This is a genomic window from Pseudomonas sp. BGA-UO-ETr-WB11, from assembly GCF_059567785.1.
Window position 1 is genome coordinate 572,169 of sequence record NZ_JCAQOS010000005.1, and the last position, 20,955, is coordinate 593,123.

The window sequence follows — 20,955 nt, forward strand, 5'->3', positions numbered from 1 at the left end:
CGGGCGCGAAGTCAGGTGGTCGCGGGCGTTGGGGCTTGGCCGGCACAGCGCGGGCACAGGCAACTGATGTTGCGCGCGGCTGCCGGCAGTGCGGCCAGGCGTGCGGGGTCGATGGTCACGTTAAAACACCAGCAGGCGGCGGTGGCTGTTAGTGGGTTGGCCAGCGTGCACTGGTTGTTCTGGCCGCATGCTGGGCAACGCTCGGGCTGACTGGCGTTGCTCATGCGGATGGGCCGGCATCGACGCACAGGCGATTACGCCCGGACTCCTTGGCGCGGTACAGCACCTTGTCGGCACGTCCCAGCAGGCTGTCGAGGGAATCATCGGCGCGCAGTTCGGTCAGGCCCAGGCTGGTGGTGACTTGCAGGTTGACGCCAGCGAAGGGGTAGCGGTTTTGCTCGGTCTGCAGGCGGATCTTTTCCGCGAGCTGCTGGGCGGTGGCGCTGTCGGTGTCTTTGAGCAGCAGGATGAATTCTTCGCCGCCCCAGCGGCAAACGATGTCGGCCTGGCGCAGACTGTTTTTAAGCTGGCGAGCAAAGGCGCGCAGCACTTCATCGCCGGCCAGGTGGCCGTAGGTGTCGTTGAGCTGCTTGAAGTGGTCGAGGTCAATCAACAAGGCATGCAGTGGGCTATGACTGCGCTTGGCTTCCTGCAGAGCCTGGCCGGCCAGGATGTTAAAGCCGCGACGATTGGGCAGTTCGGTGAGTACGTCAGTGGTGGCCAGGGCCTCGATGCGTTGCTGGTAGCGGCGCATAACGATGCTCACTGTGGCCAGCACAATAAGGGTGACCAGCAGGCAAATTAGCAGGTTGAGATAGAGTGTCTGGCGGATATTGCCAAGCGCCTGACTCTCATGCTGATCAACAAACAAGTACCAGTTCAGCTCGGGAATGTAGCGCACATTGAGGAAGTGGCCGTTGTCCTTGACCTGATATTCGAAGCTGCCGCTTTGCGGTTTTGGCAGCTGGCTGAGCAGTTCGGCGAGCGGCGCCACATCGCGTAGTTGTTGCCCGACCTTGGCACCCATGGGGCCGCCCGCCGCGCCAGTGAGCGTGATCTGGCCGCTGCTGTCGACGAAAAAAACACTGCGCTGATAGCGCTTCTGGTAGTTGTCGATCAGCTTCACAACGGCATCCACCGCCAGACCCACGCCGGTCACGCCGATAAACGTGTCGTTGTAATCGAAGACTTTGTAGTTGATGAAAAACGTCAGGCGATCGGCGTTGGCCATGTCGACATCGACATTGATTTCATAGGGTGCCTGCATGCTGCGGGTGTGGAAATACCACTGATCACGGGCTTCATGCTCGTTGACCTGCTTGAGTATGCCTTTTGCCTGGTAGTAGAGGCGGGTGTTTTCGGAGACAAAAAAGGCGGTGAAGGCGCCATAGTTGCTCATGATCTCCTGCAGATAGCGGGTCATCTGCGCCGGGTCCTGCTCGCCGGCTACCACCCAGTCGCGGACAAAGGTGTCGCGGGCCATCATCGAGGAGATCAGCACAGGGCGCACCAAATCCTTCTGGATCTCCGAGTAGACGGTGTCCGATGTCAGTGGCAGTTCGCTGTTGATGATGTTGTTACGCAAAGCCTCGCGAGAGGTGTAATAGCTGACCAGCGAGGTACTGGCAAAGCCGCCGCCGAGCAGTAACACGAGCAAGAGCAATAAGGAAATTTGCGTGGCTTTGGGGAGACGCAGAGGCATGAACACATCCGGTTTTTGGGTTGAGCCCGAAGGCTTATGCTAGCGCGAGCATGGCAGGGCGTCACGGCGCTTTAGCTGGGCAATTTGCTGCGGCCGCAGACTCGTCCGTCCCTTGGTTCGGTTGCTGTGTGCCGCCTGCTATCTGTTAGCGTAACGGCCCTGGCGGTGTGGTAATGGTTCTGCACTGCCGCTTGCCCGATTAAGGAGTTGACCATGTCGTTGATGAATTACGCCAAGCCCGTGATAGCCGGGTTCTGGTTGCTGGCTGCGCTCAATGTGCTGATGCCCTTTGCTGAACCATGGGCAGCACGTTTGAACTGGTTGGCGGTGATCATCGTAGTGGCGCATGTGTTTGAACTGCTGTTGTTTAATAGCCGCCTGCAAGCCCAACCGCAGCCTTGGTTAGCGCGTGGGCAGGTGCTGTTGTTCGGCTTCTTTCATCTGCGTACGTTGCGCTGATACACAGCGGGGATTGCTTCGCAGCATTAGACCTTGCGGTGGTTGATCAGATGACCCCGATCTCATCATCATTAATCAAACGATTCAGCCCGCCCAAGGCCACCCGCGCCTGGGTCCGGCTGAGTAGCTTGGACTGCGCCGCCGCCGGCAGGTCGGTGATGCGCAGCACACCTTTGTTCATCAGCACCTGCACCAAGTCGTCGAGCACACGGATCATGTCCAGGTCGCTCTGTTTTAGTTGCAGCAGGCTCGACTCGACATTCTGATTGGCGAACCAGGCCTGAATTTCCTGGGCGTCGGCCGGCAGGGATTCACTCATGCCCTCGAACGGCGCCACTTCAACCCGCTGCAGATGTCTGTTGGCGTCACGTTGTACATAAAACATCGTCATCATCCTTCCCCCGCGGCCTGCCCTGGACGGGCAGGCACCGCTGTTTAGCTTAGCTGTGATCGACTTTGACGATGGGATCGGAGCCGGCGATCAGCGAGTTAACGATTTGTGTTGAGGTGCTGCCCAGGCCGCTCAGGTTTAGGTTTCCGCCTGAGCCATCCTCCAGCTTGATGGTAACGTCTGCACTGCCACCTGTATTCAGCGCTCCAGTGGTGCTGATTTTTAGTGTCGAGGTCAGGGTGTCAACCTGCAGGTATTGGGTGATGTCCCCGGTGTTGGCTGCATCTGGCAAGAGGTCGCTCAAATCAATGCGGTCGCCCTCTGTGCTTTTGAAGTCCTTGATGATGTCGTTACCAAGGTTGCCAGCTTTCCACATGAATGTGTCGGCACCGCTGCCGCCTGTCAGGGTGTCGTTGCCGATACCGCCCAGGATCAAGTCGTTACCGTCACCGCCATTGAGCAAGTCGCTGCCGCCATTGCCGTAGAGCACGTCATGGCCGATGCCACCATTGATAATGTCCGAGTAATTGCCACCGTTAATCAGGTCGCTGGCATCCGTACCGGTTGCCGTTTCGATGGTGTGTAGCGCCCAGCCAGTGCTGGTTTGTACCAGTTCCTGTCCATTGCCCGGCGCTTGATAAAGCTCAAGGCCGCTGCTGCCGAGGACCTTGTAAGTGGAGTCGGCGCTGCCACTGAGCTTGAACTCAACCTTCAGAGAGGCGGCACCACCCTGGTCCCAATACAGCAGGTCCACCGCTTGCAGTTCACCACTCAGGTTGATGTTCGCGTAGACCTTGCTAGCGGTGCTCTGGATGTAATCGGCCTGGGCCACAACTTGGCCACCGATCATCAAACTGTAACCGTCGTCCGCGGTGACACGGATGTCATAGGTACCACCTTGGCTGAGGTCGAGGTAACCATGACCACGAATGATCGCGTCCGAGGTATCGCCCAAGCCCGCCCCGCCGGCTATCAAGTTGGACACGTTACTGGTGCCGGCTGCTGTGAGGAAGTCGTATAGATTGTTCTTTGCGTCGCTTGATGTGCCGATGGTGATGCCGCTGCTCACGGAGCGGTTATCACCCAAGTCATCGCTGAATATGGGGCTGTTGTTTTGGAGGCCAAAATTGATCTGATTGGCCACGAAGCTGGCGTTGAGCGATGCGGTCGACGCGTTGTTATTACTGCCCACCAGGCTGCTGTTGTTGCCTGTGCGCGACTCAATGTAGTTCTCAACCTGTGTGAGGCTGATGAGATTGCTCTGGCCGCCAGCCTCGTTATAGCCGAAGTATTCGCCGGTCAGTCCTGAACCCAGCGCCGTGGTGGTGCTGCTCATATTGATAGTGTTGGTAGTAAAACTCTCATGGCTAACGCCACCATCAACGATTTTTAGATCCAGGTGTTGGCTGCTGGTGCTAGCGGTACTGCCATTGGGCTCAATGCTTACCGCAGTAATATCCAGCCCGATCTGGCCACGCTCTGTGCTGTTGATCTGTAACGTGGCGGTGGCCAGTTGTGCTGCCGTTAATGAGATCACCCCATCGACGGCAGACAACGTGGTGTTACCCACCACGATGCTGGCATCGCTGGGCAGATTGCGCAGGTCGTAGCGCAGCGTCTCGGAGCCGTCGGTATCTGTCAGATTACCGCTGATGTAGTTGGCCAGGGCAATGCTGGTTTTACCGCTGACACCGCCACTGCTGGCAATCACACCAAGCGAAGAGCTGAGCGTAATGTCATCAATCAGCGCGCCACGACCGCCAAGCTCCGTTGAAGTGCCGGCCAGCTTGATGGTCAGGTTCTCTGTATTACCTGTACCAACAAAGCTGAAGTGAATGTTTTCCCAATTGAGGCTGGTCTGGCTGCTGGTGCTGGCGTACTCGCCAACCAGCGTATTACCCAGATAGACCGCAATCTTGGTGAAGCTGGCGTCATAGCCAAGGCGCCCGGCATAGTCCAGCGACAGTTCGTACACTTTGCCGGCCTCGGTGGCCACGCTGCGGGTAATGCCGAGGGTTTGCGGTATTACGTACGGTGTTTGTTCGCCGGCGTCATTTAGCTCTAGGGCATTATTGCCATTACCCGCGGCCATGTTGATGGTGACAGCTGTTCCGGCTTGGTTCGTCTGAGCATCGTTGTTGTGCCAGACCTCAAAGACGTTAGTGCCTCCTGAGAGTAGGTCGCCGGTGGTGACGAGGGTCCAGTTTTCCAAGGTTGGGCCGCTGATCAGTTCTGAGGTGATGTTACTGTTTGCCGCAGTTTCCCATCCGGTATTGAACACTTGGGTCGCGGCCGCCGACCTGACGCTGAGTGTCGGTACATCTGCGATCGGGGTGATATCTATATTCATAGTGCTGCTGGGATTACTGCTCAGGGCCCCGTCGCTGCCGCTGTATTGGAATTCAGCGTAGGTCTGCTTGTTAATGCCAACGCCGGTGCTGCTGAAGCTGTCGTTGCCGGACTCGTTACTCTCGGGTACGAATCGCAGACCGCCTGCATCAATCACAGCCTTGCTTACAGTCGTCGCGCTGCTGATGTCGGTCCAAACGCCATTACTGTCCCTGAACTGCAGCTTACCCTCGAGTGGGATCGACTCGATCTGGACTGACAACGTGCTGTTGTTATCAATGTCTGAGACCTTGAAGTCGCTCCAGTTGAAGATGTAGCTCTGGTCCTCATCGCTGGTAACGGCCGCGCCAGGAGCTGCCACTGGGGCATCGTTAACGTTGTTAACGGTGATGACTTCGTTGGCCGCGGCGGAGGTGTTGCCCTCGTTGTCGGTGACGGTGAAGGCCACGGTCACGGTGCCATTGAAGTTGCTCGCTGGGGTGAACACCAGCGTGGCGGCTTGGGCCGGGGTCAGCACGGTGGTGGTGAGGACCGGGGTGGTGCCATCGGCGAGGAACAGCGTGCCCTGAGTGGCAGGCGGCAGGGTGGTGACTTGCACAGAGGCAATGGTGCCGTCGCTGTCGGTGCCGGCGAGGGCCACGTCGATGCTGGTGTCTTCATTGCCAGAGGAGGTCGACGGCGTGGCGGTCGGGCCTTCCTGGACGTTGTTAACGGTGATGACTTCGTTGGCCGCGGCGGAGGTGTTGCCCTCGTTGTCGGTGACGGTGAAGGCCACGGTCACGGTGCCATTGAAGTTGCTCGCTGGGGTGAACACCAGCGTGGCGGCTTGAGCCGGGGTCAGCACGGTGGTGGTGAGCACCGGGGTGGTGCCATCGGCGAGGAACAGCGTGCCCTGAGTGGCCGGCGGCAGGGTGGTGACTTGCACAGAGGCAATGGTGCCGTCGCTGTCGGTGCCGGCAAGGGCCACGTCGATGCTGGTGTCTTCATTGCCAGAGGAGGTCGACGGCGTGGCGGTCGGGCCTTCCTGGACGTTGATAACGGTTGTGGCGTTGTCACCGCTTGCTTGCTCATCGCGTTGATTGGAGGCAGCAAACCCCAGTCCCTCGGTCTCATAGCCGACAATGGCTTCAATTCGCTCGCCAGTGACATCCAGAACCACTGCGCTGTGTCCGCCGCCTGCTGCGCCACCGGTACCTGTTGCGCCGCCTGCACCTGCGGCAGTTGCTTCGAGTTCAGCGGTTGGGTCGAGGCCCAGACTGATGGCTTGTTGCAGTTCGCTAGCGGAAAGCTCGGCGCTTGGAGTGGTGGCTACTTGTGGCGTGTCAGCGTTGGCGGTCCATTGCGAATCGCGACCTAGATCAAGAATGCGACCATCATTCAACTTAAGGCTGATCATGCCTTCCTGGCCAGTCGTCACTTGGTCGCCGGCAAACAGGCGATCGCCCTCGATCAGCAATCGGCGTGTGCCTTCGGGAGACAGGGCAAAGACTTGACCGACGATGCTTTTAACGATGGCGATGATGATGGTCATAACTGCTCTCCATTTCAGATGCTAATTGGCTGCCGAGTACCTGCTGCCTGTTAGGCGCTGGAGGAAGCCGAATCTATTTTAAGGTGGTGTGTGTCACAAAATCAGCGGCTTGTGGGTTTTTGCTGTTGACTTTATAGCCAGCTGTTGACGTTTGTTGGGGTAATCCTAAACAATTGACGGAATGATGTCACTTTGCGATCGAATTTGCTGTTTTCCGCCCTTAATCGTCAATTTTAAGGCGCTATTCGAATGTCATTTTGTCTTCGATTCTATGGACGTTCTTACTTTAAGGAAGGTTTTACTTATGCGCTTCCCCGCTCTTAGTTTTGTTCCTTTCGCATTAATTATCAGTTGTCAGGTTCAGGCGCAGACCCTGCAGCAAGCCATGCAGGCGGCTTTGGAGGCGCACCCGGAAATTCAGGCCGGGGTTAACCGTCGACTTTCCGCCGATCAAGACTTGCAGGCGGCCAAGGGCGGTTATCTGCCGCGCATCGATTTATTGGCCGGCACGGGCCGTGAAGGCACCGATGACGCCGGCACGCGCACCGACAGCAATCACTATGAAACCCTGACCCGCAGTGAGTCGAGCCTGCGTCTGCGGCAGATGGTGTTTGACGGTTTTGCCACCTCCAGCGAAGTTGGGCGCCAACAAGCGACGGTCAATTCGCGGGCCTATGCCTTGCTGGGCAGTGCCGAGCGCACGGCGCTGGATGTGGCTCAGGCGTATATAGATGTACTGCGCCGTGAAGAGCTGGTCAGCCTGGCCACTGAGAACCTGTTGCGTCACCAGCGTGTGCATGACCAGATTCGTCTGCGCACCGAGCGCGGTGTCGGCCGTACAGCGGATTTCGATCAGGCTGAAGCGCGTCTGGCCCAGGCCAAGAACAACCTGATTACCGAACAGACCAATCTGGCCGATGCTCAGGTCAATTACTACAGCGTAGTGGGGCAGGACCCGCAGGAGTTGAGTCTGCCCTCTGGCCTGGTTGGGCAACTGCCGGCCAGCCTGCAGGAAGCGCGTCAGCAGGTGCGTGAAAACAGCCCGTTGCTGCGCTCGGCTGAGGCCGACGTACAAGCCACCGAGCAGCAGTACGAAGCAGCCAAGTCGACCTTCTACCCGCAGGTGGATGCCGAGTTGATGCAAGGCGCCGACAATAACCTGGACGGCACCCGCGGCCACGTTAATGAATGGCAGGCCATGCTGCGCATGCGCTACAACCTGTTCGCTGGCGGCAGCGACAAGGCTAATCTGCAGGCCAAGGCCTACCAGACCAACGAAGCCATGGACATTCGCAACAACGCCTTGCGTGTGTTGAGCGAGGAAATGGGGCTGGCCTGGAACGCCCTGACCAATGCCCGTGAGCAGTTGCCGATCGCCAGTGACTACGTGGACTACAACACCCGTGTCCGCGAGGCTTATCAGAAGCAGTTCTCCCTCGGCGAGCGTTCGCTGCTGGACCTGCTGGACAGTGAAAACGAACTCTTCACGTCCCAGCGTCGTCTGGCCGATATCCGCTTCAATGAGCTGTTTACTCAGTACCGGATCAAGGCGACCATGGGCCAGTTGCTGAAAAGTCAGGGCGTTGTTGCGCCGCTGGCAGCAACCCCAACCGCGGAAGTCCAGAGCAAGGCGCAATTGCCGGGTTTGAACTGAGTCCCCTTTAGTCCGTCAATCGAGAGTCCAGCGTGGTCGTAGCTGTCAGTTCATCGTTGTCCCAGGGCGACCCGCGTGGGCGCTATGACGATCCACTGCTGGACAGCTTGCTGTCTCTTTGTGTGCTGCATCAGCGGCCCGCCAGTCGGGCCATGCTGACGGCCGGCCTACCGTTGCCCGCTCAACGCTTGAGTGCTGAGTTGTTGCCCCGTGCGGCAGCCCGTGCCGGCTTGCAGGGGCGCTGGTTGCGGCGCGCCCTGGCGCAGATTCCAGCGATTGCCATGCCCGCTCTGCTCGAATTGCGCGAGGGCCGCAGTGCCATTCTGTTGGGCTGGGCTGACAACGGCGATGCCCGTTTGCTGCTTAGCGAGAGTGAAGGCGGCGAGGTGCAGGTCAAGGCGGACCTGTTGGCGGAGGATTACAGCGGCCAGGTGTTCTTCGCCCAGCCGCGACATCGCTTTGATGTTGGCCATGAGAATCTCATTCCGCGGGCCCGCTCCTGGTTTCGCGACACCCTCAAGCGTTCACGTTGGCTGTACATCGATGCGGTAGCAGCCAGCCTGCTGATCAACCTGATCGGCTTGGGGGCGCCGCTGTTCGTCATGAACGTCTACGACCGGGTGGTGCCCAATCAGGCCACGGCGACCTTGTGGGTGCTGGCGGTCGGCATCACCGGCGCCTATGTGTTCGACCTGATCCTCAAGACCATGCGCGGCCTGTGTCTCGACCTGGCCGGTAAAAAGACCGACCTGATCATCTCCGCCACCTTGTTCGAGCGCATCATCGGCATGGCCATGCGCCACCGACCGGCGCGGGTCGGCAGCTTTGCGCAGAACATCCATGAATTTCAGACCCTGCGCGACTTTCTCGCTTCGTTGACCCTGACCAGTCTGATCGACCTGCCGTTTACGCTGTTGGTGTTGCTGGTGATCGGACTGCTCGGCGGCCACCTGGTGTGGATTCCGGTGCTGGCTTTTCCGCTGGCCGCATTGTGCAGCTGGGCACTGCAAAAGCCTCTGGAAGAGACCATGGAAAAGACCATGGCCCTCTCCGCTGAACGCCAGTCGTGCATGATTGAAACCCTCGGCAGCCTCGATGCGGTCAAGGTCAACAACGCCGAGAGCGAGCGTCAGTATCAGTGGGAGCAGACCATCGGCACCCTCAGTCGACTGGAACTGCGCGTGCGTATGCTGTCTACGCTGGCGATGAACATTACCCTGCTGATTCAGCAGTTTGCCGGCGTGGCGATGATCGCTTTTGGTGTGTACATGATTATCGACGGCAACTTGAGCATGGGCGGGTTGATCGCCTGCTACATGCTCAGTGGCCGCGCCCTTGGTCCGCTGACTCAGCTGTCCGGGTTGCTGACCCGCTACCAGCAGGCACGCCTGACCATGACCAACATCGATCAGATGATGGAACTGCCCCAGGAGCGTCATGAGGACGAGCGGCCGCTGACACGCCAGAGCCTGCAGGGCGCCCTGGAATTTCGTCAGGTGGACTTCAACTACCCAGGTCAGCAGAACGCCGCGCTCAAGGGCATCAATCTGGTCGTCCGTCCGGGTGAGAAAATCGGCATCATCGGCCGCAGCGGTTCGGGCAAAAGCTCCCTGGCCAAGTTGCTGGTGGGGCTGTACCAGGCCGATGGCGGCAGCTTGCTGGTGGATGGCATCGACATTCGTCAGCTGGATGTCAGCGATCTGCGCCATAACATCGGCTACGTGCCGCAGGACATTCAACTGTTCAGCGGCAGTCTGCGTGACAACCTGGTCAGCGGCGCCCGCTATGTCGAGGACGAGCTGGTGTTGCAGGCCGCGGAACTGGCTGGCGTGCATGAATTTGCCCGTCTGCATCCGCAGGGTTACGACTTGCCGGTGGGCGAGCGTGGCCAGCAACTGTCGGGTGGCCAGCGGCAGAACGTAGCCCTGGCTCGGGCCTTGTTGCTCGATCCGCCGATTTTACTGCTGGATGAGCCTACCAGCGCCATGGACAACACCGGCGAAGAGCGCCTCAAGCAGCGCCTGGCGGCGGTGATTGTCGACAAGACCGTGCTGCTGGTCACCCATCGCGCCTCCATGCTCAGTCTGGTGGACCGCTTGATCATTATCGACCGCGGCCAGGTAATTGCCGACGGGCCGAAAGAGGCGGTGATGGATGCGCTGAAGAAGGGGCAAATCAGTGTCGCTTAATACTCGTTTGCAGGCGCTGCGCCAGGCCGTGCTGGCCTATTTTATTGGTGGCCGGGTCACTGGTGATGAGCCACTGCCGGAGGTCAATAAGGCCCTAGTAGAGGACGCACCGCGGGTGGTGCGCCTGACCATTTGGGCGCTGGTGGCGTGCTTTATGTTCTTCCTGTTGTGGGCCAACTTCGCCTTGATCGACGAAGTGACCCGTGGCGATGGTAAGGCCATTCCCTCATCACGGCTGCAGAAGATCCAGAACCTCGAAGGCGGCATCGTCGCCGAGTTGTATGTGCATGAAGGGCAGGTGGTGGCCGCCAACGCGCCTTTGTTGCGACTGGACGACACCCGCTTTGCCTCCAATGTCGGCGAGACCGAGGCCGACCGTCAGGCCCTGGTACTGCGGGTCGAGCGCCTCAGTGCGGAAGCCGAAGGGCGCGCCTTGAACGTGCCTAGCAGTGTCAACGAGCTGGCTCCGGGCCTGGCAGCTAGCGAACAGGCCTTGTTTGCCAGTCGCCAGCAACAGTTGCTGGATGAGGTGGCCGGGCTGGAAGAGCAGCTCAACCAGCGCCGTCAGGAGTTGCGCGAGTACACCTCCAAGCAGAGCCAATATCGCAGCAGCCTGGGTTTGCTGCGCCAGGAGATCGCCATGTCCGAGCCGCTGGTGGCGGAGGGTGCGATTTCGCCGGTGGAAGTGCTGCGCCTCAAGCGCGGTGAAGTGGAAACCCAGGGCGAGCTGCAGGCCATCACCTTGGCCATCCCGCGCGCCGAGTCGGCGATTAAGGAAGTCGAGCGCAAGATCGACGAAACCCGCGGGCGTTTCCGCAGCGAGGCGCTGACCGAGCTGAACGAGGCGCGCACCGAGCTGAGTAAGATTCAGTCCACCGGCAAGGCCCTGGAGGATCGGGTCAGCCGTACCCTGGTCACCTCACCGGTGCGCGGCATCGTCAAGCAGCTGCTGGTCAACACCATTGGTGGCGTGATCCAGCCGGGCAGCGACTTGGTGGAGATTGTGCCGCTGGACGACAACCTGTTGGTGGAGGCACGTATCCGTCCGCAGGACATTGCCTTCCTGCATCCGGGGCAGGAGGCGATGGTCAAGTTCACCGCTTACGACTACACGATTTATGGTGGCCTCAAGGGCAAGCTGGAACAGATCAGTGCCGACACCATCACTGATGAGGAAGGCAACAGCTTCTACCTGATCAAGCTGCGCACCAACAAAAGCCACCTGGGTACGGTGGAGAAGCCCTTGCTGATCATCCCCGGCATGGTGGCGTCGGTGGACATCATCACCGGTAAGAAGAGCATCCTCAGTTACCTGCTCAAACCCATCATCCGCGCTCGTTCCGAGGCCCTGCGCGAGCGTTGATTGCGGTAGCCCGGATGAAATCCGGGGACTACCCTGGCTCGCGTTATCCCGGATTGCATCCGGGCTACGGAACTCAAACCCGTCGTCGGTGCCCGTTTCGAGGCACTGCGTGGGTGTTGATGGCGGCTGGCCAAGGTCGGCCGCGGTAGGTTGCGGTTGAGCGTAGCGAAGCCCAACACTTCGCCCTCGATTGGTGTTGGGCTTCTGGGCTGCGCCCCTCAACCCAACCTACGGTCCAGCCTCTTTCCACCCATAGTGCCGGGCGTTATTCGACAAACAGCTTCTGCACCGCCGAAAAGTCCAGCTTGCCCTGGCCCTGTTTCAGCAGCAGGCGATACAGCTGCAAGGCCAGGGCGCCCATGGGCGTGCTGCTGGCGGTGGTTTGCGCCGCTTCCTGGGCCAGGCCCAGATCCTTGGCCATCAACTCGGCGGCAAAGCCATCGCGGTAGTCTTTTGAGGCTGGCGCGTTGGGCATCACGCCGGGCCAGGGGTTGTACTTCTCCAGTGACCAGTTGCCGCCCGAACTCTGGCGCATGATCTCGGCCAGGGTTGCCGGGTCCAGGCCGTTGGCGACGCCCAGGGCCATGGCTTCGGCGGTGCCGATCATGTGCACGGCCAGCAGCTGGTTGTTGCACACCTTGGCCACTTGCCCGGCGCCTTCGGGGCCGGCGTGGAAGATGTTCTTGCCCATGCCGGCGAGGATCGGCCGGGCACGCTCGAGGGTGGCGGCATCGCCGCCGACCATAAAGGTCAGGGTGCCGGCCGCCGCGCCGGCGGTGCCGCCGGATACGGGCGCATCGAGCAGGGCAATGCCGCGCGCGGCGGCCGCCTGATGCACCTTGCGCGCCGCCTCCGGGGCGATGGTCGAGCATTCCAGTACTAGACTGCCGGGCGCGATGACGCTGAGCAGGCCGGCATCACCCAGGTACAACCCTTCTACATGGCGACTGGCCGGCAGCATGCTGATCACCACCTCGGCAGCGCTGACGGCATCTGCGGCGCTGCTGGCGGCGCGGGCGCCCTGCGCGGCCAGCTCATCCACGGCGCTGGCCACCAGGTCGAACACGCTGAGGCTGTGGCCGGCGTTGAGCAGGTTGCGGGCCATGGGCAGGCCCATATGGCCAAGGCCGATAAAAGCGATTGTTGTCATTGTTATGCTCCTGCCAGATAGATGTGCGCGGATCTAGCTCAATGTGCTGTGCCGAGCAGTTGGTTGATGCGAGCGAAAGGTGCTGCCTGTTTGGCAAAATCGAAGCTGCCGTGCAGCTGTACCTCCTCCGCCGCGCGCAGGAATGCGCCGAAGGCTGCACGGGCCAGGGATGATCCCAGGCTGATGCGTTTGACGCCCAGCTCCGCCAACTCGGCGACGGTGAGCGTGAGCGAATCCAGGCCCATCACCACGTTGACGGGTTTGGGTGCCACGGCACGCACGACTGCGGCGATCTCTTCGCGGCTGCGCAGGCCTGGCGCGTAGAGCACATCTGCGCCGGCTTCGGCATAGGCCTGCAGGCGGCGGATGGTGTCGGTCAAGTCGGGGCGCCCATGGAGAAAGTTCTCCGCTCGAGCGCAGAGCATGAAGGGGAATGGCAGGCTGCGGGCGGCGCTGGCGGCGGCCTGGATGCGTTCCACTGCCTGCTCAAACGGATAGATCGGCTGTTCCAACACACCGCTGGCATCTTCAATTGATCCGCCGACGAGGCCGGTCAGGGCTGCTAGGTGGATGGTTTTGGCGCACTCTTGCGGGCTGTCAGCGAAACCATTTTCCAAGTCCGCAGCGACAGGCAACAGCGTCGCGCCGACGATCGTTTGGGCGTTGGCCAGGGTTTCCTCGCGACTAATTAAACCTTCGCCATCGGCACGGCCCAGGCTGAAGGCCAGGCCCGCGCTGGTGGTGGCCAGTGCCTCGAAGCCGAGAGCGGCCAGCGCCTTAGCCGAACCGGCATCCCAGGGGTTGGGGATGACGAAACAGCCAGGGCGCTGGTGTAGGGCGTGGAAGGCTAGGGCGCGTTCTAGCTGGCTAGGCATGCGGGACTACCTGGGATAAATCCGCCAGCGGATGCTCGCCGTCCCAGGCTGGCTGGAAGTGGGCGGCGATCTCGGCGGCGGAGATGCCGCTGACCTCGGGCCAATGCCAGTGGGGCTGGTTGTCCTTGTCGATCAGGCGGGCGCGCACACCTTCGGGAAACTCCGGGTGGCGGCAGCAGTTCAGGCTCATGGCGTATTCCATGCGGAACACCTCGGCCAGGGACAGCTGCTTGGCGCGGCGGATCTGCTCCCAGACCAGGTGTGCGGTCAGCGGGCAGCCTTCGCTGAGGGTACGGCCGGCGCGGGCCAGCAGTGGGTCCTGGTCGTTCTGTAGCTGGCTGATGGCGCGCCAAGCGGCGGGCAGGTCGGCGACATCTAACAAACTGTCGAGCTGCTCCCGGCGCGGCAGCCATTGCGCCGCCGGCAGCTGCGCGCGGGCTTCGTGCTCCAGGGCTTTGAGCAGGCTGTTGAGTTGCAGCGCCGATTGTTCCTGCCAGTTCAGTTGTTCCAGGCCGCTGAGCAGGGCGGCTTGTTGGTCGTCGCCGAGGCAGCGGTCAGCCAGGTTAAGGTCCAAGGCATCGCGGGCGTTGACCTGTGCGCCGGTCAGGCCGAGAAACAGGCCGAGCTTGCCCGGCAGGCGGGCGAGAAACCAGCTGCCGCCGACATCGGGGAACAGACCGATACTGATTTCTGGCATGGACAGGCGGCTGGACGGCGTGACGATGCGGATCGATGCGCCTTGCATCAGGCCCATGCCGCCGCCCATGACATAACCGTGGGCCCAGCAGATCAGCGGTTTCGGGTAGGTATGGATGCGGTAGTCGAGGCGGTATTCATCGGCGAAGAAGCGCCGGGCCAACTCAGGAATCTGCCCAGGTTGCTCCCGACAGGCCTGCACCAGTTGCAGTACATCGCCGCCGGCGCAGAAGGCCTTGGGGCCGTTGCCGCGTAGCAGCACGCAAGCGATGCTCGGGTCGTCGGCCCAGGCCGCCAGTTTGCCGGCCAGGGCTTCGATCATTGGCAGGGACAGGGCGTTCAGGCTCTTCTCGGCATCCAGGCTGGCGATGCCGATACGGTAACCGTGCTGGGCGTGGCGCTCTTCAAAGTGCAGGTTCATGGGTGGTTCCATCGTAGGGTGGATGGCGTTTTATCCATCCACCGCATGCGGTTTCTGGTGGATGTGAAAAGCGACATCCACCCTATGGATCACTTATTGCGCCACTGTGGCTCGCGTTTTTCCAGGAAGGCGTTGACCCCTTCGCGGGTGTCGTCGGCGTCGAACAGGTCGACAAAGCCTTCGCGCTCGGCAGCCAGCCAGGTGCTCGGGGCGCGTTCACGGGCGCCCTGGATCAGCGGCTTGATGGTGCGTACCGCCACCGGGCTCTGCCGTGCCACCTTGGCCGCCAGCAGCAGGGCGGTGCCACGGGCCTCGCCGCTGTCCACCACCTGTTCGACCAGGCCGATGCGCAGGGCCGTTTCCGCATCCACCCGCTCGCCACAGAGGATCATGCGCTTGGCCCAGCCTTCGCCGACCAGCCAACTCAGGTGCTGGGTGCCACCGGCACAGGGCAGCAGGCCCACTGCGGCTTCCGGCAGGGCCAGTTGTACCTGGCGCTCGGCGATGCGGATGTCGCAGGCCAGGGCGCATTCCAGACCGCCACCCATGGCGTAGCCGTTGATCGCGGCAATCGACACGCCGCGGAAATCGCGCAGGGCCTCGAAGGCTTCGCCGAAGCGGCGAGCCAGTTCGCGGGCGCGGGCCTTGTCGCCGTCGGCGAACAGCTTGAGGTCAGCGCCGGCGCTGAAGAACTTCGGCCCCTGACCGGTGATCACCAGGGCATAGATGTCATTGTCACGGTTGAGGTGCTCGACCAGCTGCTTGAGGCCGATCAGCGAGTCGCGGTCCCAGGTGTTGGCCGGTGGGTTGTTGATAGTGACCAGCGCCGTGTGGCCGTGTTTTTCCACGGTCAGCTTGTGGGTCAGATCGAAAGCATGGCTTTGGTAAGCTTCCAGGGCATTGCTCATGATGCGTCCTCGTCTCGATTACACGCTTCTCGCCCCTGCAGAGGCGAGAGGGTTTAAAAATGGCTCTGTCCACGTTACGTGTTGAAGGCGCGATTGAGCTTCTGTAGGAGCGGATTTATCCGCGAAATTCGCGGCTGAAGCCGCTCCTACGGCGCAACGCTAGCGCTGTAACAGCTAACGGGTACATAGCCTTAAAAACTACAGCAGTTGATCAAGCATGCCACCTTGTTCCAGCAGGCGCCGCGCGATGATCACGCGCATGATTTCGTTGGTGCCTTCGAGGATCTGGTGCACGCGGCTGTCGCGCACCCAGCGCTCCAGCGGATAGTCGTTTAGATAACCGTAGCCGCCGTGCAGTTGCAGGGCCTCGTTGCACAGCTCGAAGCACTGGTCGGTGGCAAAGCGCTTGCCCATGGCGCAGTAGAGGCTGGCTTCCGGGTGCTGGTGGTCGAGCTTGTGGGCGGCCAGGCGGACCATCTGCCGGCTGGCGGTGAGGGCGGTGAGCATGTCGGCCAGCTTGAACTGCAGGGCCTGAAACTCGGCCAGCGGCTTGCCGAACTGCTTGCGTTCCTCGACGTATCGCAGCGACTGCTCCAGCGCCGCCTGCGCCGCACCCAAGGAACAGCTGGCGATGTTCAGGCGCCCGCCATCCAGCCCCTTCATAGCGTAGACGAAGCCCTGACCTTCCGGGCCGATGCGGTTGCCGGCGGGAATGCGCACGCCGCTGAACGTGATCGAGCGGGTCGGCTGGGCGCGCCAGCCCATTTTCAGCTCATTGCGCCCGTAGCTGACCCCTTCGGCGTCGCCCGGTACCAGAAAACAGGAGATGCCTTTGGCGCCGTCTACCCCGGTACGGGCCATGACGATCAGCACCTCGGTGGAACCGGCGCCGGAGATAAAGCACTTGCTGCCATCCAGTACGTACTCGTCGCCTTCGCGGCGGGCACGGGTGCGCAGGTGGGCGGCGTCGGAGCCGGCGTCCGGCTCGGTCAGGCAGTAGGACGCCAGCAGCTCGCCGCTGGTCAGGCGCGGCAGCCACTGGTCCTTCAAGGCCTGGTCGGCGAACGAGGCGAGCATCCAGCTGGCCATGTTATGGATGGTCAGGAATGCGGTGGTGGCCACGCACCCGGCCGACAACTGTTCGAAGATCAACGAGGCCGACAGCCGCGACAGGCCCAGGCCGCCGTCGGCTTCGGGCAGGTACAGGGCCAGGTAGCCCTGTTCGGCGGCGCGGCGGATCACGTCCGTGGGGAAGTGATGATCCCGGTCCCAGTCGGCGGCGTGGGGGCTCAGCTCGTGGGCAGCAAATGCGCGAGCGCTGTCCACCAGCAGGCGTTGTTCTTCGCTCAGGTCAAAATCCATAGGTCCTCATTGCAGGGTTGTGGGTTGGTCCGTTGCCCGGCGCTCCGCTTGCCATTCGGCAAGGCTGGGGGCAGCGTGCTGGCCATCCAGTTGGTGGATGATGTCAAAGTAGTCCTGGCGCTGGGCGCCCTTCATGACCTGATCCCGTGGCTTAACTTTGACCACGTAGACACTTTGCACGTTCTGGTGATCGAAGGCGCGCCATTGCTGCTCGCCCTTAAGCAAACTGTAGCGGTGTCCTTCCAGTGCCTTGATCAGCGCTTCGCTGTCCAGGCTCTTGCTGCGTCTTGCTGCATCCGCCCATTGCTGAACGATGCTGTAGGCCGAGGCCGCCGAGCTGGACGGGTAGACGCCGTAGTGCTGGCTGAACGCGTTGACGAACGCCTTGCCACGCTCGGAGCCTTCGCGCTCCGGCACTTGCCAGGTCCAGGGTTCGGTGCCGATCACGCCTTGCATCAGGGTTGGGCCGGCCTGTTCGACGATGCTCTGGGTCAGGTTGGGTGCAACGATTTGCATGCGCTTGTTCAGCCCCAGTTGGTCGACGATGCCCATGGCATGCACCAGATCCTCGCCGAACAGGACCAGGACCAGAACCTCGGCCTGGCTGGCCGCCGCCTGTTTGAGGGCATTGCGGTAGTCACTCAAGCGTGCGCCGGGGAAGGGCACTTTGAGGCCCGGATGCTGGTTGGCATCCTGGGTGCCGGTGGTTTCGCGCAGGGAGCTTTCACTGGTGGTGCCCCAGGTGTAGTCGGCGGTGACATAGAAGTAGCGTTTGCCCGGCAGGCTCTTGGTCAGCTCCTGACCGAGCGCGCGGGCGCTCATCCAGGCGCTGTTGCACTCGCGGAACATATAGCGGTGGCCGTCTTTGCCGGTGGTGTCGTTGGAGTAGGTGAGGGTACCGAAATACAACAGACCGCGTTCCTTGGCGCGCTTGCCGGCGGCAATCGCCACGGCGCTGGAGGCGCCGCCAAACAGCATGACCGCACCTTCGTCGGCCAGTTTGTCGACATTGCGCACGGCTTTTTCCGGACGCGAAGCGGTGTCCAAGCTGGACAGGCGCAGCGGCCGGCCGAGCACGCCGCCATCGGCGTTGAGTTCTTCAATGGCCAGCAGGGCTCCACGCATTTGCGCCACGCCTTCCTCCTTATAGCTGCCGGTGCGCGGGTAGTTGAGGCCGAGGGTGATTGGCTCGGCGGCCTGCGCACAGGCGGTAAGTCCGGCCCACAGGGCCAGGGTGGCAGTCAGTCGTTGCATTGCAGTCCTCCATAAGCGAATTGTCCCAGCGTGACTGTGACGTTGGGACATGGCTCGGAGGTATCCCCATTTGGTCTAAAGCGACACTTTGCCGCGGCCAACAGGTTCTCACTTTAACTGAATGGTCATGTTCGGCCCGGCGACACTGTCTTCATCAAACCAGCGGCTGGTGACGGTTTTGGTTTCGCTGTAGAAGCGCACACCCTGTTTACCGTAGGCGTGCAGGTCGCCATAGAACGAGCCTTTCCAGCCTGTGAAGGAGAAAAACGGCAGGGGCACCGGCACCGGCACGTTGATGCCGACCTGGCCGACTTCCACCTCATGCTGGTACTGGCGCGCCGCGCCACCCGAGCGGGTGAAGATCGAGGTGCCGTTGCCGTAGGGGCTGGCGTTAACCAGTTGGATCGCCTGCTCAAGGTTGTCGACCTCCATGCACACCAGCACCGGGCCGAAGATTTCTTCGCGGTACAGGGCCATTTTCTGGGTAACGCCGCGAAACAGGGTGGGCCCCAGCCAGTTGCCGTCCGGGTAGCCGGGCACCGTGCAGTGGGAGCCATCCAGCAGGCACTCGGCCCCTTCGGCCTTACCCTCGGCGATCAGGCGTAGCACGCGCTGTTTGGCCTGCTGGCTGATCAGCGGACCGTAGGCGGCAGCCGGGTCGTTCCAGTAGCCGGGCTTGAGTTCGGCCATTTGCGCCTGCAGCTCGGGTATCCATTGCTTCGATTCGCCGACAAACACCGCCACGCTGATGGCCATGCAGCGCTGGCCGGCGGCGCCGCAACTGGCGCCCACCAGGTTGCTGAGCACTTGCTCTTTGTTGGCGTCGGGCATGATCACCATGTGGTTCTTGGCCCCGGCGAAGGCCTGCACACGCTTCATCTGTGCGCTGCCGGTGCGGTAAATGTGCTGGCCGACGGGCACCGAACCGACAAAGGAAATGGCGCGAATGTCCGGATGGGTGAGCAGGGCGTCGACCTGTTCGCGACCGCCGTGCAGCACCTGCAACACGCCTTTCGGTGCGCCGGCTTCGATAAACAGCTCGGCCAGGCGATTGGGGGTCATCGGGTCCTGTTCCGAGGGCTTGAGGATAAAGGTGTTACCGGCGGCGATGGCCAGCGGGAACATCCACAGCGGAATCATCGCCGGGAAGTTGAACGGGGTGATGCCCAGGCATACGCCCAATGGTTGCATCCAACTGGCGGTGTCGATGCCGCGAGCGACGTTCTCCATGGTCTCGCCCATCATCAGACTGGCGATATTGGCGGCCTGTTCGACCACTTCAATACCGCGCCAGACATCGCCCTTGGCGTCGGCGAAGGTCTTGCCGGTTTCCGCCGCAAGGATCTCTGCCAGTTCGTCGTGGTGCTCCTTGAGCAGGTGCTGATAACGCAGCATCAGCCGGGCACGGTCCGACACCGGTACCTCGCGCCAGCTGAGGAAGGCCTGTTTGGCGCTGGCGATGGCGGCTTCGATCTCTTCGTGGGTGGCTTTCGGTGCCAGGGCCAACACATGCTGGGTGGCCGGGTCGGTCACTTCGATCAGCTCGCGGGAGCGGCTTTCGACCCAGTCGCCATCGATCAGTTGCAGGATTGTCTTCGCCATCGTCTGCTCCAGTGGCCCGTGGATCGGGCTTGATGGCACTTTTATAGCCTGGGTCGCCGCTGTTGTGGATTGACGATCTTGCTCAATGGATGGACGATCTTGGCATTGAACGTGACAGGCAATCCTTATGAGCAGCCGTGTACAAACCTCCAACTGGCCGCTGCCGGCTAATGGCTTGCGCTTTGTCACGCCGCCGCGCCTGCGCCGCACCCTGGCTGCGCATGCCTTGACCCGCGGCTGCTATCCGCTGGCCATGGGCTTTTACCCCGAAGCCCACGGCCACCAGATGCAGCGGGCGCAACCGGACGATTACCTGCTGATCTATTGCCGTGCCGGTGGCGGTTGGTTGGACGTTGGGGATGGACGATTAGCGGTTGGTGGCGGCGACCTCTTACTCTTGCCAAAAGGTCTTGCCCACGCCTACAGCGCTGATCCGCAACGGCCTTGGACCCTGTACTGGGTGCACTTTGCCGGTGAGTTGGTGGCGGAGTTTTTGCGCCCGCTGGGGACTGCACCGATTCTCTCGATTGGCCTGCAGCCGCGCCTGCTGGCGGAATTCGACAGCCTGCTCAATCTGCGTCGCCAGGGCCTGAGCCTGCCGCACTTTATCCATGCTGCTCAGCAGTTGCAGAGCTTGCTTAGCGGGCTGGCGGTGCTGCCGGCGCGGGCCACCTTGAAGTCCGGGCGGGTGCTTGATGTTGAGGCGGTGCAGGCGGTGATGCGCGCCCATTTGCACGGCAGCCTGCAGCTCGATCAACTGGCGGCGCAGTTCAAACTGTCGCGCTTTCACTTCGCCAAGACCTACCGGGCACTGACCGGGCGTGCGCCGATTCAGGACTTTATCCAGCTAAAAATGGCCCATGCCTGCCGGCTGCTGGACGAAGGCGCGGCGAGCATTGGCCAGGTGGCGCAGCAACTGGGCTATGAGGATATGTATTACTTTTCCCGGTTGTTTCGCCAGGTGGTGGGCATGGCGCCCAGTCATTACCGGGCGCTGCACAAGGGTTAACGCGAGCACTTGCCTTGACTTGCCCAGGGGGCTTGTCTAG

At 61.5% G+C, this 20,955-nt stretch carries 16 protein-coding genes; 5 read left to right on the plus strand and 11 right to left on the minus strand.

Annotated features, from left to right (window positions below; all coding sequences use genetic code 11):
* Nucleotides 1-11 precede the first annotated feature (11 nt).
* The gene (locus tag AC56DI_RS08075; protein ID WP_496345691.1) at nt 12-224 is read right to left on the minus strand and encodes a cysteine-rich CWC family protein; all 213 of its coding nucleotides are present in this window, start codon (nt 222-224) and stop codon (nt 12-14) included.
* Entirely contained in the window at nt 221-1,702 is a 1,482-nt protein-coding gene (locus tag AC56DI_RS08080) for a sensor domain-containing diguanylate cyclase (RefSeq protein ID WP_496345692.1), read from the minus strand. The genes AC56DI_RS08075 and AC56DI_RS08080 overlap by 4 nt, the downstream gene beginning before the upstream one ends.
* A 213-nt stretch (nt 1,703-1,915) precedes the next feature.
* Here AC56DI_RS08080 and AC56DI_RS08085 point away from each other — a divergent pair, with 213 nt between their 5' ends.
* Nucleotides 1,916-2,161, plus strand: coding sequence for a DUF1145 domain-containing protein (locus AC56DI_RS08085; RefSeq protein ID WP_496345693.1), 246 nt, complete (start codon nt 1,916-1,918; stop codon nt 2,159-2,161).
* A gap of 46 nt (nt 2,162-2,207) precedes the next feature.
* On the opposite strand, the gene AC56DI_RS08090 is transcribed toward AC56DI_RS08085, so the two are convergent.
* Nucleotides 2,208-2,546: a tryptophan synthase subunit beta gene (locus AC56DI_RS08090; protein ID WP_496345694.1), complete on the minus strand. Its 339-nt coding sequence runs from the start codon at nt 2,544-2,546 to the stop codon at nt 2,208-2,210.
* A 55-nt stretch (nt 2,547-2,601) separates the two neighbouring features.
* Complete coding sequence (locus AC56DI_RS08095) at nt 2,602-6,432, minus strand: retention module-containing protein (protein ID WP_496345695.1); 3,831 nt, start codon at nt 6,430-6,432, stop codon at nt 2,602-2,604.
* A gap of 304 nt (nt 6,433-6,736) precedes the next feature.
* Between AC56DI_RS08095 and AC56DI_RS08100 the strand changes: the two genes are divergently transcribed.
* Genes AC56DI_RS08100 through AC56DI_RS08110 form a run of 3 tightly spaced genes read left to right on the plus strand, consistent with a single transcriptional unit; the run spans nt 6,737 to nt 11,638 of the window.
* On the plus strand, nt 6,737-8,086 hold the full coding sequence (locus AC56DI_RS08100) for a TolC family outer membrane protein (protein WP_496345696.1): 1,350 nt from the start codon (nt 6,737-6,739) through the stop codon (nt 8,084-8,086).
* 32 nt (nt 8,087-8,118) lie between these two features.
* The gene (locus AC56DI_RS08105; RefSeq protein WP_496345697.1) at nt 8,119-10,275 is read left to right on the plus strand and encodes a type I secretion system permease/ATPase; all 2,157 of its coding nucleotides are present in this window, start codon (nt 8,119-8,121) and stop codon (nt 10,273-10,275) included.
* Nucleotides 10,276-10,282: 7 nt separating this feature from the next.
* Complete coding sequence (locus AC56DI_RS08110) at nt 10,283-11,638, plus strand: HlyD family type I secretion periplasmic adaptor subunit (RefSeq protein ID WP_496345830.1); 1,356 nt, start codon at nt 10,283-10,285, stop codon at nt 11,636-11,638.
* A 265-nt stretch (nt 11,639-11,903) separates the two neighbouring features.
* On the opposite strand, the gene mmsB is transcribed toward AC56DI_RS08110, so the two are convergent.
* The 7 genes from mmsB to AC56DI_RS08145 all read right to left on the minus strand — a co-directional run bounded on the left by mmsB (nt 11,904) and on the right by AC56DI_RS08145 (nt 19,906).
* Complete coding sequence (gene mmsB / locus AC56DI_RS08115) at nt 11,904-12,788, minus strand: 3-hydroxyisobutyrate dehydrogenase (RefSeq protein ID WP_496345698.1); 885 nt, start codon at nt 12,786-12,788, stop codon at nt 11,904-11,906.
* Nucleotides 12,789-12,826: 38 nt separating this feature from the next.
* Entirely contained in the window at nt 12,827-13,663 is an 837-nt protein-coding gene (locus AC56DI_RS08120; protein ID WP_496345699.1) for an isocitrate lyase/PEP mutase family protein, read from the minus strand.
* Nucleotides 13,656-14,780 (minus strand): enoyl-CoA hydratase/isomerase DspII, encoded by a 1,125-nt coding sequence (gene dspII, locus AC56DI_RS08125; protein ID WP_496345700.1) that lies wholly within the window; start codon nt 14,778-14,780, stop codon nt 13,656-13,658. The genes AC56DI_RS08120 and dspII overlap by 8 nt, the downstream gene beginning before the upstream one ends.
* A gap of 89 nt (nt 14,781-14,869) precedes the next feature.
* Entirely contained in the window at nt 14,870-15,688 is an 819-nt protein-coding gene (locus AC56DI_RS08130) for an enoyl-CoA hydratase (RefSeq protein ID WP_422588577.1), read from the minus strand.
* A 198-nt stretch (nt 15,689-15,886) separates the two neighbouring features.
* Nucleotides 15,887-17,050 (minus strand): isobutyryl-CoA dehydrogenase, encoded by a 1,164-nt coding sequence (locus AC56DI_RS08135; RefSeq protein WP_324518460.1) that lies wholly within the window; start codon nt 17,048-17,050, stop codon nt 15,887-15,889.
* Between the two features lie 6 nt (nt 17,051-17,056).
* Nucleotides 17,057-18,304, minus strand: a complete 1,248-nt coding sequence (locus AC56DI_RS08140; protein ID WP_496345701.1) for an ABC transporter substrate-binding protein — start codon at nt 18,302-18,304, stop codon at nt 17,057-17,059.
* Between the two features lie 108 nt (nt 18,305-18,412).
* On the minus strand, nt 18,413-19,906 hold the full coding sequence (locus AC56DI_RS08145) for a CoA-acylating methylmalonate-semialdehyde dehydrogenase (RefSeq protein WP_496345702.1): 1,494 nt from the start codon (nt 19,904-19,906) through the stop codon (nt 18,413-18,415).
* A 127-nt stretch (nt 19,907-20,033) separates the two neighbouring features.
* On the opposite strand from AC56DI_RS08145, the gene AC56DI_RS08150 reads away from it, so the two are divergent.
* Entirely contained in the window at nt 20,034-20,915 is an 882-nt protein-coding gene (locus tag AC56DI_RS08150) for an AraC family transcriptional regulator (RefSeq protein WP_496345703.1), read from the plus strand.
* Nucleotides 20,916-20,955: the final 40 nt, after the last annotated feature.

Coding starts and splice junctions, on each gene's coding strand:
- AC56DI_RS08120 (WP_496345699.1), bottom strand. CDS start 13,663: ATGCCTAGCCAGCTAGAACGCGCCCTAGCCTTCCACGCCCTACACCAG.
- AC56DI_RS08130 (WP_422588577.1), bottom strand. CDS start 15,688: ATGAGCAATGCCCTGGAAGCTTACCAAAGCCATGCTTTCGATCTGACC.
- AC56DI_RS08090 (WP_496345694.1), bottom strand. CDS start 2,546: ATGTTTTATGTACAACGTGACGCCAACAGACATCTGCAGCGGGTTGAA.
- AC56DI_RS08150 (WP_496345703.1), top strand. CDS start 20,034: ATGAGCAGCCGTGTACAAACCTCCAACTGGCCGCTGCCGGCTAATGGC.
- mmsB (WP_496345698.1), bottom strand. CDS start 12,788: ATGACAACAATCGCTTTTATCGGCCTTGGCCATATGGGCCTGCCCATG.
- AC56DI_RS08145 (WP_496345702.1), bottom strand. CDS start 19,906: ATGGCGAAGACAATCCTGCAACTGATCGATGGCGACTGGGTCGAAAGC.
- AC56DI_RS08075 (WP_496345691.1), bottom strand. CDS start 224: ATGAGCAACGCCAGTCAGCCCGAGCGTTGCCCAGCATGCGGCCAGAAC.
- AC56DI_RS08140 (WP_496345701.1), bottom strand. CDS start 18,304: ATGCAACGACTGACTGCCACCCTGGCCCTGTGGGCCGGACTTACCGCC.
- AC56DI_RS08080 (WP_496345692.1), bottom strand. CDS start 1,702: ATGCCTCTGCGTCTCCCCAAAGCCACGCAAATTTCCTTATTGCTCTTG.
- dspII (WP_496345700.1), bottom strand. CDS start 14,780: ATGAACCTGCACTTTGAAGAGCGCCACGCCCAGCACGGTTACCGTATC.
- AC56DI_RS08100 (WP_496345696.1), top strand. CDS start 6,737: ATGCGCTTCCCCGCTCTTAGTTTTGTTCCTTTCGCATTAATTATCAGT.
- AC56DI_RS08135 (WP_324518460.1), bottom strand. CDS start 17,050: ATGGATTTTGACCTGAGCGAAGAACAACGCCTGCTGGTGGACAGCGCT.
- AC56DI_RS08095 (WP_496345695.1), bottom strand. CDS start 6,432: ATGACCATCATCATCGCCATCGTTAAAAGCATCGTCGGTCAAGTCTTT.
- AC56DI_RS08085 (WP_496345693.1), top strand. CDS start 1,916: ATGTCGTTGATGAATTACGCCAAGCCCGTGATAGCCGGGTTCTGGTTG.